Annotated in this window: 11 protein-coding genes; 4 read left to right on the top strand and 7 right to left on the bottom strand. The window is 72.4% G+C overall.

Annotated features, from left to right (window positions below; all coding sequences use genetic code 11):
* Positions 1–9: 9 nt before the first annotated feature.
* The 4 genes from NK718_RS04245 to NK718_RS04230 form a co-directional block, all read right to left on the bottom strand.
* The gene (locus NK718_RS04245; protein ID WP_254738954.1) at positions 10–837 is read right to left on the bottom strand and encodes a carbohydrate ABC transporter permease; all 828 of its coding nucleotides are present in this window, start codon (positions 835–837) and stop codon (positions 10–12) included.
* Between the two features lies 1 nt (position 838).
* Positions 839–1,801 carry a carbohydrate ABC transporter permease gene (locus tag NK718_RS04240; protein ID WP_254738952.1) on the bottom strand — a complete coding sequence of 321 codons (963 nt, stop codon included), beginning with the start codon at positions 1,799–1,801 and terminating at the stop codon, positions 839–841.
* Positions 1,802–1,892: 91 nt separating this feature from the next.
* A complete protein-coding gene (locus NK718_RS04235) occupies positions 1,893–3,155 on the bottom strand; it encodes an ABC transporter substrate-binding protein (protein WP_254738950.1) in 1,263 nt (420 codons plus the stop codon).
* 60 nt (positions 3,156–3,215) lie between these two features.
* On the bottom strand, positions 3,216–4,310 hold the full coding sequence (locus NK718_RS04230; protein WP_254738948.1) for an ABC transporter ATP-binding protein: 1,095 nt from the start codon (positions 4,308–4,310) through the stop codon (positions 3,216–3,218).
* 170 nt (positions 4,311–4,480) lie between these two features.
* Here NK718_RS04230 and NK718_RS04225 point away from each other — a divergent pair, with 170 nt between their 5' ends.
* From NK718_RS04225 to NK718_RS04210, 4 genes are read left to right on the top strand one after another with little or no spacing between them, the layout of a single operon-like run.
* Positions 4,481–5,395: a PfkB family carbohydrate kinase gene (locus tag NK718_RS04225; protein WP_254738946.1), complete on the top strand. Its 915-nt coding sequence runs from the start codon at positions 4,481–4,483 to the stop codon at positions 5,393–5,395.
* Positions 5,395–6,438, top strand: a complete 1,044-nt coding sequence (locus tag NK718_RS04220; protein WP_254738944.1) for a tagatose 1,6-diphosphate aldolase — start codon at positions 5,395–5,397, stop codon at positions 6,436–6,438. The genes NK718_RS04225 and NK718_RS04220 overlap by 1 nt, the downstream gene beginning before the upstream one ends.
* Position 6,439: 1 nt before the next feature.
* A complete protein-coding gene (locus NK718_RS04215; protein ID WP_254738942.1) occupies positions 6,440–7,846 on the top strand; it encodes an L-fucose/L-arabinose isomerase family protein in 1,407 nt (468 codons plus the stop codon).
* Positions 7,843–9,939: a glycoside hydrolase family 31 protein gene (locus NK718_RS04210; RefSeq protein WP_254738940.1), complete on the top strand. Its 2,097-nt coding sequence runs from the start codon at positions 7,843–7,845 to the stop codon at positions 9,937–9,939. The genes NK718_RS04215 and NK718_RS04210 overlap by 4 nt, the downstream gene beginning before the upstream one ends.
* A gap of 12 nt (positions 9,940–9,951) precedes the next feature.
* Here the strand turns inward: NK718_RS04210 and NK718_RS04205 are convergent, their stop codons facing one another.
* The 3 genes from NK718_RS04205 to NK718_RS04195 are packed head-to-tail and all read right to left on the bottom strand — an operon-like array spanning position 9,952 to position 12,958.
* Positions 9,952–10,944, bottom strand: coding sequence for an Ldh family oxidoreductase (locus NK718_RS04205; protein WP_254738938.1), 993 nt, complete (start codon positions 10,942–10,944; stop codon positions 9,952–9,954).
* A complete protein-coding gene (locus NK718_RS04200) occupies positions 10,941–11,882 on the bottom strand; it encodes an NAD(P)-dependent oxidoreductase (protein ID WP_254738936.1) in 942 nt (313 codons plus the stop codon). Before NK718_RS04200 ends, NK718_RS04205 begins: the two co-directional genes overlap by 4 nt.
* Before the next feature lie 8 nt (positions 11,883–11,890).
* Positions 11,891–12,958: a YeiH family protein gene (locus NK718_RS04195; protein ID WP_254738934.1), complete on the bottom strand. Its 1,068-nt coding sequence runs from the start codon at positions 12,956–12,958 to the stop codon at positions 11,891–11,893.
* Between the last annotated feature and the right edge of the window lie 58 nt (positions 12,959–13,016).

Below are 13,016 nucleotides of genomic sequence, written 5' to 3'. Positions count from 1 at the left end.
GCCCCCGCTCTAGCCTTTCATGCCGCCGCTGGTGAGGCCGCCGACGACGCGGTCCTGGAACACGGCGATGATCACGCACACGGGCACGATGGCCACCACGAGCGCGGCGGAGATGATCGGCCACGGGAACGAGAACTCGCCCTGGTAGAGCGTGATGCCGACCGGCAGCGTCCGCTTGGCGACGCGCGAGGACAGCGTCAGCGCCAGCAGGAACTCGTCCCAGGCGTTGACGAAGGCGAGGATGGCGGCGGTAAATACGCCCGGCGCGGTGAGCGGAATGACGACGTGCCACAGCGCCCCGGCGCGCGTGCAGCCGTCGATCATCGCGGCGTTCTCGAGGTCGTTCGGGATGTCCTGGAAGAACGAAACCAGCACCATCACGCACACTGGCATCGAGAGCACCGCGTAGGGCAGCACCAGCGCCGGCCAGGTGTTGAGCAGGTCCAGCGTGCGCATCGTCTGGAACAGGGGCACCACCAGCGAGATCAGCGGAACCATGGCGACGGCGAGCAGCGCCGAGAGGATGGCCCCCGGCGCGGGCAGGCGCAGCCGCACCAGCGCGTAGGCGGCCAGCGCCGAGACGACGATGCACAGGGCCGTCGACAGCGCCGCCACCGCGATGCTGTTCCACAGGAAGGTGAGGATCGGCTGGTCGACGAACACGCGCACGTAGTTCTGCAGCGTCGGCGCGTCCGGCATGATCGTGATCGGCATGCGCATCAGCTCGCTCTCGGTCTTGAGCGAGGTGAGCAGGATCCAGATGGCCGGGATGAAGCCGTTGGCGGCGACGATCAGCGCGGCGAGCCAGACGGTGCGGCGGCGGCCGAAGGTCGTCATCTCAAGCCTCCTTGCGCGGGTCGCGCTTCGTATAGCGCAGGTAGCCGGACGTCGCGACGACGGACACGGCGAACATCAGCACGGCGAGCGCCGAGCCGTAGCCGAGATCGAGGAAGTCGATGGTCGTCTTGTGGATGTACATGGCCAGCGTCTCGGTGGAATGGCCGGGCCCGCCATTGGTCATGGCGTAGGGGATGTCGAAGGTCTGGATGGCCGTGATGGTGCGGAAGATCAGCGCCACCACGATGGCCGGGCGCAGCATCGGCAGGGTGATCTCGACGAACTGCTGCCAGCGCCCCGCGCCGTCGATCTCGGCGGCCTCGTAGAGCGAGCGCGGGATCGTCTGCAGCCCCGCCAGCAGCACGAGGGCGACGAAGCTGGAGCTCTTCCACACGATCGCGATGCAGGTCGCCACGAAGGCGAGGAACGGGTCGGAGAGCCATTGCCGCGGCGACATGCCCACCAGCATCAGGGCGTTGTTGACGATGCCCTGGTTGAACTCGAAGAACCAGCGGAAGATCAGCCCGGTGAACACCAGCGGCAGGGCCCATGGCAGCAGCAGGCCCAGGCGCACCGGCCACTTGATCTTGAACGGCTGGTTGGCGAGCAGCGCCAGCCCGAGGCCGACCAGCACGGCGCCGGGCACCGTGACCACGATGTAGATCACCGTGTTGAGCGTCGAGCTCCAGAAGATCTCGTCGGACATCGCCCGCGCGAAATTGTCGAGGCCGACGAAGGGCGTGCCCATCCAGGGCTGCGCCAGGTGCTCGAAGCGCAGGCTGGTCGTCACCAGCTCCACGATGGGGTAGACGACGACGGCGCACAGCAGCAGCACCGCCGGGGCCAGCATCATCAGGCCGAGCCTGCGCTCGGCGCGCTCCAATGGCGACAGGCGGGCGCGCCCCTTGCGGGCGGGCGGCGTGGCGGCGTGTCGCGCGCCGGCTTCGGCGGTCGTGCTGGACATGCTGCGCTCCCTCGTCTGGGTGGGGGAGCGGCCGGGACGATCCCGGCCGCCAGTCGCGTCACGGAGCGGACGGCGTCGCCGTCCGCCGCCTTTACTTGAAGATCGGCGTCAGGCGGCTCTGCATGTCGGAGAGCGCCGCGTCCGCCGTCTTGGTGCCGGCCAGGAAGGCGTTCATGTTGGTGCGGATGATCTCCGACACCTCGTTGTAGCGCGGCGTCACCGGGCGCGAGCGCGCCGTCTGCACCACCGGCAGGGCGTCCTTGAACCAGGGGTTCGCCTTCAGCACCTCGGGGTCGGTGTAGACCTCCGGGAAGACCGGCATGTGCGAAGCCAGGATCGCCTGCATCTTCGAAACTTCCGGGCTCGACAGGAAGCGCACCAGCTTCACCGCTTCGGCCTTGTTCTTCGAGAAGGCCGTCACGGCGAGCTGCCAGCCGCCGATGCAGGTCGCCGACTTGCCGGCCTCGTAAGCGGGCATCGGCACCACGCCCGTCTTGCCCTTCACCACCGAGTCGGCGTCGTTCTCGACGCGGTTCCAGACATAGCCCCAGTTCATGGTGCTGATCAGGTTGCCGGCCTGGTAGTTCTGGCGCATGCGGTCGGTGACGATCTCGGCGATGTTGCTGGGCAGCACGCCGGAGCTCTTGAGGTCGCCCCACAGGTCGAAGGGCTTGCGCGCCGTCTCGCCCGTGAGGGTCAGCTTGCCGGAGGCGTCCGTGAGCTGCCCGCCGAGTTCCCAGAGCGGCACGAGATAGGTGCACACCGTGCCCTCGATGGGCGCGCCGGCGGTCTGGAAGCCCGAGAGGTTCGGGTTCTTCTCGGCGTCCATGATCTTCTTGAGGCCGTCGCGCAGCTCGGTCCAGGTCTTCGGCGGCTGCACGCCGTGCTTCTCGAACAGGTCCTTGCGGTAGTAGAGGAACTGCGCGTCGGCGAAGTAGGGCAGGGCGATGACCTTGCCGTTGACGATGTTGGCCTCGCGGTAGGCGGCGACGTAGCGCGCCATCGTCGCGTCCTTCTCGGCGCCGAGATAGGAGTCGAGCGGCTCGGCCCACTGGGCGGCGGCCCACTGCGCCGGGCGGATCACGTCGATCAGCACCACGTCGAGCGTGCTGTCGCGCGAGGCGAGCACGGTGTTGAGGTACTGCTGCTGCTGCTCCGAGGTGGCGCCGCCGACCTCGACCTCGACCTTCACGCCGGGGTTGCGCTGCATGTAGACGTCGACGATCTGCTTCATCACGTCCGGGCGCTGCTGGCCGCCGGTGAAGATGCGCAGCGTCGTCTGGGCCATGAGGTCGCCCGTGGCCGCCATGCTCAATGCGGCGCCCAGCAGCGCCGTGACGAGTGTTTTCTTCATGTCCGTACTCCCTCCATGGTCATGCGTGTTGCGGATCGCCCGGTGGTCCGGGTCGTTCGTTCAGGCGGCGCGCGCCAGCGCGCGGCCGGTTTCCTCCTCGAAGACGTGCGCGTGCTCGAGCGCGAGGCTCAGCGGCACGCGGTCTCCGGGGCGCAGCTTCGCTTCCGGCGGGAAGCGCCCGGTGAGCGCCGCGTCGCCGACGCGCAGAAGCACCAGCGTCTCCGCCCCGAGCGGCTCCACCAGTTCCACCGCGCCGTGCGCCGTCGCGGCCTCGCCGCCGGACGCCGGGCGCACGTGCTCCGGGCGCAGGCCCATCACGGCGCGCCGTCCGGCCGCCGCGTCGAAGCGCGGGCGCGCCGCCTGCGGAACCGCGGCGCTCGCGCCGGCCCCCAGCGTCACCGACGAGGCGTCGGCGGCGATGTCCACGGTCGCGAAGTTCATCGGCGGCGAGCCGATGAAGCCGGCCACGAAGCGGTTGCTGGGGCGCGCGTAGCACGCGTCCGGCGTGTCGAACTGCTGAAGGTGCCCGCCCTTGAGGATGGCGATTCGGTCGGCCAGCGTCATCGCCTCGATCTGGTCGTGCGTGACGTAGACGATGGTGGTGCCGAACCGCTGGTGCAGCTTCTTGATCTCGATCCGCATCTCGGCGCGCAGCTGGGCGTCGAGGTTGGACAGCGGCTCGTCGAACAGGAAGACGAGCGGCCGGCGCACGATGGCGCGCCCCATCGCGACGCGCTGCCGCTGGCCGCCGGAGAGCTGCCCGGGCTTGCGCTCGAGCAAATGGCGGATCTGCAGGATGTCGGCCGCCTCGCCGACCAGCTTCTCGATGTCGGGCTTCGACGCGCCGCGCATGCGCAGGCCGAACGCGATGTTCTCCGCCACCGTCTTGTGCGGATAGAGCGCGTAGTCCTGGAACACCATGGCGATGTCGCGGCTGCGCGGGGGGAGGTCGTTGACCACGCGCCCGCCGATGGCGATCTCGCCGTCGCTCACTCCCTCCAGCCCCGCGATCATCCGCAGCAGAGTGGATTTGCCGCAGCCCGAGGGTCCTACGAGGACGACGAACTCGCCGTCCTTCACGGTGATGTCGATGCCGTGGATGACGTCCACACGGCCGAAGGACTTCCGCACCTGGCGGATATCGACGCCTGCCACGCGTTCCTCCGTTTCCGCTTTTCGCGGTGTTGCGCCTGGGCCGCCCCCGGCCCCGGACACCCCTATCATCGCCAAGTCTTGTAAAAGATACAAGACCTGATAATTTCGCCTTGTCGCGGCCCCTTCGGCGCCGCCTCGCGCCCCTTGCGTGGGCGCCCGGGATGCACGGAATGACCGGTGTTTTGTGCGTGGGAATCGCCACGCAGGACTTCGTGTTCGGGATGGATGCGATGCCCTCGCGGGCCGAGAAGCACCGGGCGCGCGACCTCGCGGCGGTGGGCGGCGGCATCGCCGCGAACGCCGCCGTCGCCGTGGCCCGCCTCGGCGGCCGGGCCATGCTCGCCAGCCGCCTCGGCGACGACAGCGTGGGCGACGGCATCGTCAAGGCGCTGGAGGCGGACGGGGTCGACTGCTCGCTGACGCTGCGCGCGACGGGCGTCCGCTCCTCGCTCTCCGCCGTGCTGGTCGACAGCGCGGGCGAGCGCATGGTCATCAACTACGCCGACCCCGCCACCCCCGACGACGCCGGGCACATGCCGGCCCGCCTGCCCGAGGGCGTGCGGGCGGTGATGGCCGACACGCGGTGGGAGACCGGCGCGCTGGCCGCCTTCCGCGCGGCGCGCGCCTCGGGCGGCTTCGGCGTGCTCGACGCCGACCGCGCGGTGCAGAGTCCCGAGCTGAGCCCGCTTGCAACTCATGTCGCCTACGCGGCCCAGGCGGTGCGCGAGATGACGGGGGAGGAGGACGCGCGGCGCGGGCTAGCGCGCCTCGCCGCGACCGCCTCCAACTGGATCGCCGTCACCGACGGCGCGCGCGGCGTGTTCTTCACCGAGAACGGGGCCGTCGCGCAGGAGCCCGCCTTCCGCATCGCCCCGGTCGACACGCTCGGCGCGGGCGACGTTTTCCACGGCGCCCTCGCGCTCGGCCTCGCCGAGGGCATGGGCGAGCGTGCGGCGGTGCGCTTCGCCAGCGCCGCCGCCGCCATCAAATGCACGCGGTTCGGCGGGCGCGCCGGTTGCCCGACCCGCCGCGAACTTGAGGATTTCCTGCGCCAGGCCGCGCAATACGAGAGGGAGACGCCCTGATGGACCTTTCGCCCGGCAAGCTCTGGGGGATGCGGCGCATGGCCGACGCCCAGGGCCGTTTCAAGATGACGGCGGTGGACCAGCGCCCGCCGATCAAGAACCCGATCCGCGAGAAGCGCGGCCTGCCGGAAGCGCCCTACGAGGACGTCGCCGGCTTCAAGCTGATGCTGATCGAGGAACTGCAGGCGGACAGCTCCGCCCTCCTGCTGGACCCTCATTTCGCCCTGCCCGGCGGGCTGAGCGTGATGTCGCCGACCAAGGGCCTCATCGTGACGCTGGAGGATTCGATCTTCAGCGAGACGGCCGAGGGCCGCCTCTCGTCGGAGATCGACGATTGGTCCGTCGAGAAGATCAAGCGCGTCGGCGGCGACGCGGTGAAGGTGCTGGCGTGGTACCGGCCGGACGCGGGGCCGTCGGTCTGCCGCGCGCAGCAGGACTTCACCGCCCGCATCGGCGAGGCCTGCGCCCGCTACGACATCCCGTTCCTGTTCGAGCTGCTCGTCTATCCGCTGCCCGGCGAGGCCAACCAGACGACCCAGTACATCGAGATGGCGGACAAGAAGTCCGAGCTCGTGCTGGAGAGCGTGCGCGTGTTCGCCGACCCGAAGTTCGGGATCGACGTCTTCAAGCTGGAGAGCCCGCTGCCGGCGCGCGACGTGCCGGGCGTCGGCAATCCCGGCGCCGAGAAGGCGCAGGCCCTGTTCGACGAGATGGGGCGGCTCGCGGGTCGGCCCTGGGTGATGCTCTCGGCCGGCGCCGGCATGGCCGAGTTCCGCAACGTCCTCACCCACGCCTACAAGGCCGGCGCGTCGGGCTACCTCGCCGGGCGCGCCATCTGGGCCAAGCCGTTCCAGCGCTTCCCGGATTGGGACGAGATCCGCGACGGGCTGCGCCGCGACAGCGTGCCCTACATGCGCGACATCAACGCGCTGACCGACGCGCGCGCCGTGCCCTGGTTCGCGCATCCGCGCTTCGGCGGCTCCGTCCGCCCGCCTCACGCGGACGCCTCGTTCCGGCGCTTCTATTCGGGTTTCGGAGACTGAAATGACGCCCCGCATCGCCGTGCTGCCGCTGGCCCGGCCCACCTTCGACGTTCCCTACGCGCAGGAGATGGCGGCCGCCGCCTTCGCCGCGCTCGACCGCGCCGGCATCGCCACGGTGGGCCCGCGCGAGCTGCTGTTCGACGCCGCCGCCACCGAGGCCGCGCTGGAGGGCCTGGCCGGCGAGCAGGTCGATTTCGTGCTGCTGATGCAGGTGACGTTCACCGACGCCAGCATGACCGTGAAGATCGCCGAGCGCGTCGCCGCGCCGCTCGGCATCTGGGCGTTCCCGGAGCCGCGCGCCGGCGGAAGGCTGCGGCTCAACGCGTTCTGCGGCCTCAACCTCGCCAAGCACGCGCTGGGCCGCGCCGGGCGCAAGGCGGGCTGGCTCTATGCCGCGCCGGACGCGCCGGAGGCCGCTGCCGACATCCTCGCCATGGCGCGGGGCGGGCAGGGGCCGGCGGCCGAGCCGGTGGCGCGGAGCGAGGCGACCTCCGCCGAGGACGGCCGGCGCGCCGACGCGGCGCTGGCGGCGCTTCGCGGCGCGCGCATCGGCCTTGTGGGCGAGCATCCGGCGGGCTTCGACACTTGCCGCTACGAGCCGGCGGCGCTCTCCGCGCTGGCTGGGGTGGGGGTGGAACCGATCCGCCTCGACGAGGTGTTCGCCCGCGCCAGGGCCATGCCGGCGGACGCCGTGGCGCAGACGCGCGCCGGCGTGTCGCGCGACATCGCCGGGCTCGAGGGCGTCGACCAGGACCAGCTCGACCGCTCGCTGCGGGTCTATCGCGCGCTCGAGGGCTTCGCCGCCGACCGCGACCTCAAGGGCCTGGCGGTGCGCTGCTGGCCGGAGATGTTCACCGACTATGGCTGCGCCGCGTGCGGGCCGATGGGGATGATGACCGAGAAGGGCGTGCCCTGCGCCTGCGAGGCGGACGTCTACGGCACGGTGACCTCCCTGCTGCTGCAGGAGATCGCCGGCGAGCCCGCCTGGCTCGTCGACATCGTCGACATGGACGCCGCCAGCGATACCGGCGTGTTCTGGCACTGCGGCTCCGCGCCGCTCTCGATGGCCGACCCGGCGACCCCGCCGGAGGCGCAGATCCACTCCAACCGCCGCATGCCGCTGCTGGCGCAGTTCGGCCTGCGGCCGGGGCGCGTCACCGTGGCGCGCATCAGCCAGGCGATGAACGCGCCGAAGATGGTGCTGGCCGGCGCGGAAATGCTGCGCGCGCCGCTGAGCTTCACCGGAACCTCGGGCGTCGTGCGCTTCGACCGGGCGGCCGGCGAGGTGGCGGCGGTGATGATGGAGCAGGGGCTGGAGCACCATGTGGCGCTGGCCTATGGCGAGCACCGCCCGGCGCTGCGCGCCGCCGCCCAGCGCATGGGCCTGGAGATCGTGGAGCTGACATGAGCGCCGTCCTTCCCCTGCCTGAAGAGCCGCTGTGGTCGCGCCTGCCGCCGCTCGCCGTCACCGGGCCGGCCACGCAGCTGTCGGCCTCGACCATCTCGCTGCCGACCACCGCGGGCCCGCTGCTCGCCACCGCGCTGGCCGACGGCGTCCGCCTGCGGCTCGGCCCCACTGACCTGCCGCTTTATCCCATCCTGGCCGGCGACCCGGCCGAAGAGAGCGCGACGCTGGCGGAGGACGACGCCGGCGTGACGCTGGCGTGGGGCGGCTTCCGCCTGACGCTCGGCCGCGAGCCGCTGACCTTCGCGCTGGAGCGGGACGGCCGCATCGTGCAGCGCAGCGCCACCGACGGGCACTTCGTGCGCGAGCACCGCCTGCCGCCCTTCGCGCGGCGCGAGGACGGCGGCTGGTTCGTGGCGCTCGACCTCGCCGCCTCGGAGCCGGTCTACGGCCTCGGCGAGAAATGGGGGCCGCTGAACAAGCGCGGGCAGTTCGTCCGCTCGCTCGTCTTCGACGCGCTCGGCGTCAACGGCGAGCGCGCCTACAAGAACACGCCCTTCGCGTGGTCGCCGGGCGCGGTGTCGCGCTCGGGCTGGGGCGTCTTCGTCCACACGCCCGCGACCGTCACGCACGCGGTCGGCGCGCCGCTGTGGTCGCAGCGCAGCTACGGCCTCGCGATCGACGACGCGGCGCTCGACCTCTTCGTCCTCGCCGGCGCGGACGGCGCGGCGCTGCTGCGCGCCTATACCGACCTCACCGGCCGCGCCCCCGCGCCGCCCTACTGGTCGCTCGGCGCGATCCTCTCCAAGGCCTATTACCGCACGGCGGACGAGATCCTCGAGGCGGCGCGCGAGGTGCGCCGGCGCGGCATGCGCTGCGACACCATCACCTTCGACGGCCGCGCCTGGCAGGACACGCCGACGCGCTTCCACTTCCACTTCGACCCCGCGCGCTACGCCGACCCGAAGCCCGTCTTCGCCGAGCTGAAGGCGCTCGGCTTCAAGGTCTGCGTGTGGGAATACCCGCTCGTCTCGCGCGACGGGCCGCTCTTCGCCGAGATGGCCGCCAAGGGCTGGCTGCTGCGCGACCGGCGCACGGGCGAGCCGTACCTCTACCACTTCGACCCCGAGCCCTTCGGCCAGGTGCTGACGCAGCTGCCCGTCTCCGGCCTCGTCGACTTCACGCAGCCCGACGCCTACGCCTTCTGGCGCGACGCGCACCGGCCGCTGTTCGAGCTGGGCGTCGACATGATCAAGTCGGACTTCGGCGAGCAGGTCGACCCCGATTGCGTCGCCGCCAACGGCGATTCCGGCGAGCGGCTGCGCAACGTCTATCCGCTGCTCTACAACGCCTGCGTCGACGAGGCGGCGCGGCTGTACTGCCCGACGGGCGCGTTCCTGTTCGGCCGCGCCGGCTGGGCCGGGAGCCAGCGCTATCCGGTGCAGTGGGGCGGCGACCCGCAGGCGGACTGGGAGGGCATGGCCGCCTCGATCCGCGGCGGCCTCTGCTGGGGTCTCAGCGGCGGCCCGTTCCACGCCAGCGACGTCGGCGGCTTCTACAAGGACCGCCGCGACCCCGAGCTCTACGTCCGCTGGACGCAGGCGGCGATCTTCATCTCGCATCTGCGCTTCCACGGCATCGGCCCCCGCGAGCCCTGGGCCTACGGCCCCGAGGCCGAGGCGGCGGTGACGCTGGCGCTGGAGTGGCGCTACCGGCTGCTGCCCTATCTGTGGGCCTGCGTCGAGGAGGCGACCCGCACCGGCATGCCCGTGCAGCGGGCCATGCCGCTCGCCGCGCCGGACGATCCCGCCGCGTGGGGCTTCGACGAGCAATTCATGTGCGGGCCGGACCTGCTGGTCGCCGCCTGCCCGCGCCCCGGCGGCGAGGTGGAGGTCTACCTGCCGGCCGGGCGCTGGCGGCGCTTCCCGCAGGGCGGCGAGCCGATCGAGGGCGGCTGCGTGCTGCGCCTCAGGCTGGCGCTCGACGAGATGGCGGTGTTCGCCCGCGACGGCGCGGCGATTCCGCTCGGCCCCGCGGTGCGCAGCACGGCCGAGACCGGCTTCGCACCGGAGGTGGAGACGGTCTGGCGGGGCTGAGCGCCCCGCCTGCTACGGCTCGCCGTGGGCGGCGATCAGGCTGGCGGGAACCTCCAGCCCGTCGCGCCGCGCCGCGTCGCGCAGCGCCAGCCGGCGCACGCCGGAGAGCCGCGCGCCCTTCTGTCCCTCGATCATCGCCGCCAGCGTGGCGATGCGCTCGCCGAAGCCGGCGTGGCCGAAGCCCGCCGGGTCGAGCGCGATGAGCAGCTGGCCGGTGCGCGGCGGGCCGCCCTTGTCGTCGAGGAAGGACGACGCCTCCGCCGCGAAGTGCGCGCCGACCAGAGCCGCCGCCAGCACCTCGACCATGAAGGCCAGCGCCGCGCCCTTGGCGTCGCCGAGCGGGATCATGGTCCCCTTCAGCCCCACGTCAGGGTCGGTGGTGGGCGCGCCGTCCGGGCCGAGCGCCCAGCCTTCCGGAATGGGCTCGCCCTTGGCCTTGGCGTTGACAAGCGCGCCGCGCGCCACCTTGGACAGCGCCAGGTCGACCACGACCGGGGCGCGGCCCGGCAGCGGCGTGGCGAAGGCGATGGGGTTGGTGCCGAACACCGCCTGTCCGCCGCCCCACGGGGCGATGGCCGCCGGCGTGTTGGCGAACAGCAGCGCCACGAGCCCGGCGTCGGCCAGCCGCTCGACGTGGTGCCCCGCCGCGCCGCAATGGTTGGAGCGCGCGATGGCGGCCGCCGCGATGCCCTGGGCGCGCGCCATCTCCGGCAGTTCGGTGATGGCGAGGTCGAGCGCCGGGTAGGCGAAGCCGTCGGCGGCGTCGATGGCGAGCACGCCCGGGCGCGGACGGCTGGCGCGCGGCGCGGCCTTGCCGTCGATCTTGCCCGCCGCGAGCATGGCGAGGTAGGTCGGAACGCGCGTCAGCCCGTGGCCCTTGAGCCCGTCCGCCTCCGCGCCGACGAGGGCGCGCGCAGTGGCCCGCGCCGCCGCCTCGTTCGCGCCGCCGCGCGCGAAGATGCCGGCGACCCAGCTCTCAACTCTGTCCAGCGCGTAGCGGGTCATCGGGCCGCCTCCAGCGCCTTGAGCACGTTGCGGGCGGTGACGGAGGAGACGCGCACGTTGGATTCCGCCGTCACGCCGGCGATGTGGGGCGTCAGCAGCAGGTTCGCGCAGTCGACGAACACCGCGCCGCGCGCCGCGTCCAGCGGCTCCTCGTCGAACACGTCAAGCGCCGCGCCGCCCAGCGCGCCGGCGCGCAAAGCCGCGGCCAGGGCCGCCTCGTCGACCACGCCGCCGCGCGCCGCGTTGATCAGCACGGCGTCGCGCTTCATGCGCGACAAAGCGCCGGCGTCGATCAGGTTGCGCGTCGTCGCGGTCAGCGGCACGTGCAGGCTTACCACGTCGCTTTCGGCCAGCAGGGCGTCGAGCGGCGCGGAGCGCGCTTCGTGCGCCGCCCAGGCGGGGTCGTCCGCCGCGACATAGGGGTCGTGGCCCACCACCTCCATGCCGAGCGCTCGGGCGCGCCGCGCCGTCTCGCGCGCGATGGCCCCGAAGCCGACGAGACCCAGCGTCTTGCCGGAAATCTCGCGCCCGCCGATGAGGGCGTTGCGCGGCCAGCCGCCCGCCGCCACCTTCGGCGTGACGGCATACGCGCCCCGCAGCAGCACCATCGCCGTGGCGATGACGTATTCGGCCACCGACACGTCGTTGGCCCCCGTCGCCGGGAACACCGCCACGCCGCGCGCCTTGCAGGCGTCGACGTCGATATTGTCGAGCCCGACGCCGAGCCTCCCGACCGCTGCCAGCCGCTCCGCGCCGGCGAGCAGCGCGCCGCGCACCTGCGTCCGGTTGCGCACGATCAGCGCGCGGCAGTCGCGCACCGCGCGCGCCAGCTCGTCGGGCCGGTCGACGAGGCCGGGGTCGTACAGCGTGGCGTGGCGCGTGGCGAGCTCCGCGACGGCGGCCTCGTCCATGAATTCGGAAATCACGATGTCGGCCATGGCGAACCTCAGCGCAGAACGAGGAGGCCGGCGAGAACGGCCCCGAGAATGACGGCGGTGGTGCCGCAGACCACCGCGACGTGCCGCCAGCCGACGCGCAGGATGGCGGTGATCGACGTGCCGAGCCCCAGCGCGCCGATGGCGATCAGCAGGCCCCAGCGCGACGCCTCGCTCACCACCGCCTTCACGGCGGCGGGCGCGAGGCCCGCGCTGTTGACGAGCACGAGCGCCAGGAACACCAGCGCGAACACCGGCACGGGCACGCGCGCGTTCTGCGCGCCGCCGCGCCCGGCGAACCACCAGCCGACGCCCAGCACCACAGGCAGCAGCAGGAACACCCGGAACAGCTTGACGATGACCGCCGCGTCGCCGGTGGTCTCCGACACCGAGTACCCGGCGCCGACCACCTGCGCGACGTCGTGGATGGTCGCGCCCAGCAGGATGCCGAGCGTGCGGTCGTCGAAGCCGAACACCGGCCCGAGTGCCGGGTAGGCCACCATGGCGAGGGTGGAGAGCGCGTTGACGGCGACGACGGTGAACACCGTGTCGGCGTCGCGGTTGGGATATTTCGGCAGCACGGACGCGGTGGCCAGCGCCGCCGACGCGCCGCACACGGCCGTCGCCCCGCCGGCCAGCGCCCCATAGGCCGCCTCGCGGCCGAACAGCCGCGCGAAGGCGACGCCGGAGACGACCGTCACGGCCATCGCCGCCACCACCAGCAGCGCCGTGCCGAAGCCGAGCGCCCAGATGTCGCCGAGCGCGATGCGCAGGCCCAGCAGGGCGATGGCGATGCGCAGGAGCTTCTTGACGCTGAACGCCATGCCGGGCTCGAACAGCGGACGCGCCGCGAAGCGGTGCAGCGCCATGCCGATCAGCAGCGCCACCACCACGGCGGGCACCACCACCGCCCGGCCGGTGAGCGCGCCGATGGCGCGCCCCGTCAGCGGCTCGACAAGCACCGACGCGACCGCGACCGCGGCCGACAGCGCGACGCCGGGAGCCAGCACGCGGGCGAGATTGCGGGCGCTCGCCGCGCGCATGGCGGCGACGCCGCCGGTTTGGGCCTGTTCAGCCATGGGCCGGCCGGTCTCCCTGCTGCCCCCGAGGGGCGACTTCCCGTGAACGCCGCGGCCG

The sequence above is a fragment of the Alsobacter ponti genome (genome assembly GCF_024294805.1).
Taxonomy (GTDB): Bacteria; Pseudomonadota; Alphaproteobacteria; order Rhizobiales; family Beijerinckiaceae; genus Alsobacter; species Alsobacter ponti.
Note: the sequence above shows the minus strand (reverse complement) of the source record. Positions and strands in the feature narration are given on the sequence as shown.

Bases quoted from the DNA above. Each gene is read 5' to 3' on its own strand.
- NK718_RS04245 (WP_254738954.1), bottom strand. From the start codon at position 837: ATGACGACCTTCGGCCGCCGCCGCACCGTCTGGCTCGCCGCGCTGATC.
- NK718_RS04240 (WP_254738952.1), bottom strand. From the start codon at position 1,801: ATGTCCAGCACGACCGCCGAAGCCGGCGCGCGACACGCCGCCACGCCG.
- NK718_RS04235 (WP_254738950.1), bottom strand. From the start codon at position 3,155: ATGAAGAAAACACTCGTCACGGCGCTGCTGGGCGCCGCATTGAGCATG.
- NK718_RS04225 (WP_254738946.1), top strand. From the start codon at position 4,481: ATGACCGGTGTTTTGTGCGTGGGAATCGCCACGCAGGACTTCGTGTTC.
- NK718_RS04220 (WP_254738944.1), top strand. From the start codon at position 5,395: ATGGACCTTTCGCCCGGCAAGCTCTGGGGGATGCGGCGCATGGCCGAC.
- NK718_RS04215 (WP_254738942.1), top strand. From the start codon at position 6,440: ATGACGCCCCGCATCGCCGTGCTGCCGCTGGCCCGGCCCACCTTCGAC.
- NK718_RS04210 (WP_254738940.1), top strand. From the start codon at position 7,843: ATGAGCGCCGTCCTTCCCCTGCCTGAAGAGCCGCTGTGGTCGCGCCTG.
- NK718_RS04205 (WP_254738938.1), bottom strand. From the start codon at position 10,944: ATGACCCGCTACGCGCTGGACAGAGTTGAGAGCTGGGTCGCCGGCATC.
- NK718_RS04200 (WP_254738936.1), bottom strand. From the start codon at position 11,882: ATGGCCGACATCGTGATTTCCGAATTCATGGACGAGGCCGCCGTCGCG.
- NK718_RS04195 (WP_254738934.1), bottom strand. From the start codon at position 12,958: ATGGCTGAACAGGCCCAAACCGGCGGCGTCGCCGCCATGCGCGCGGCG.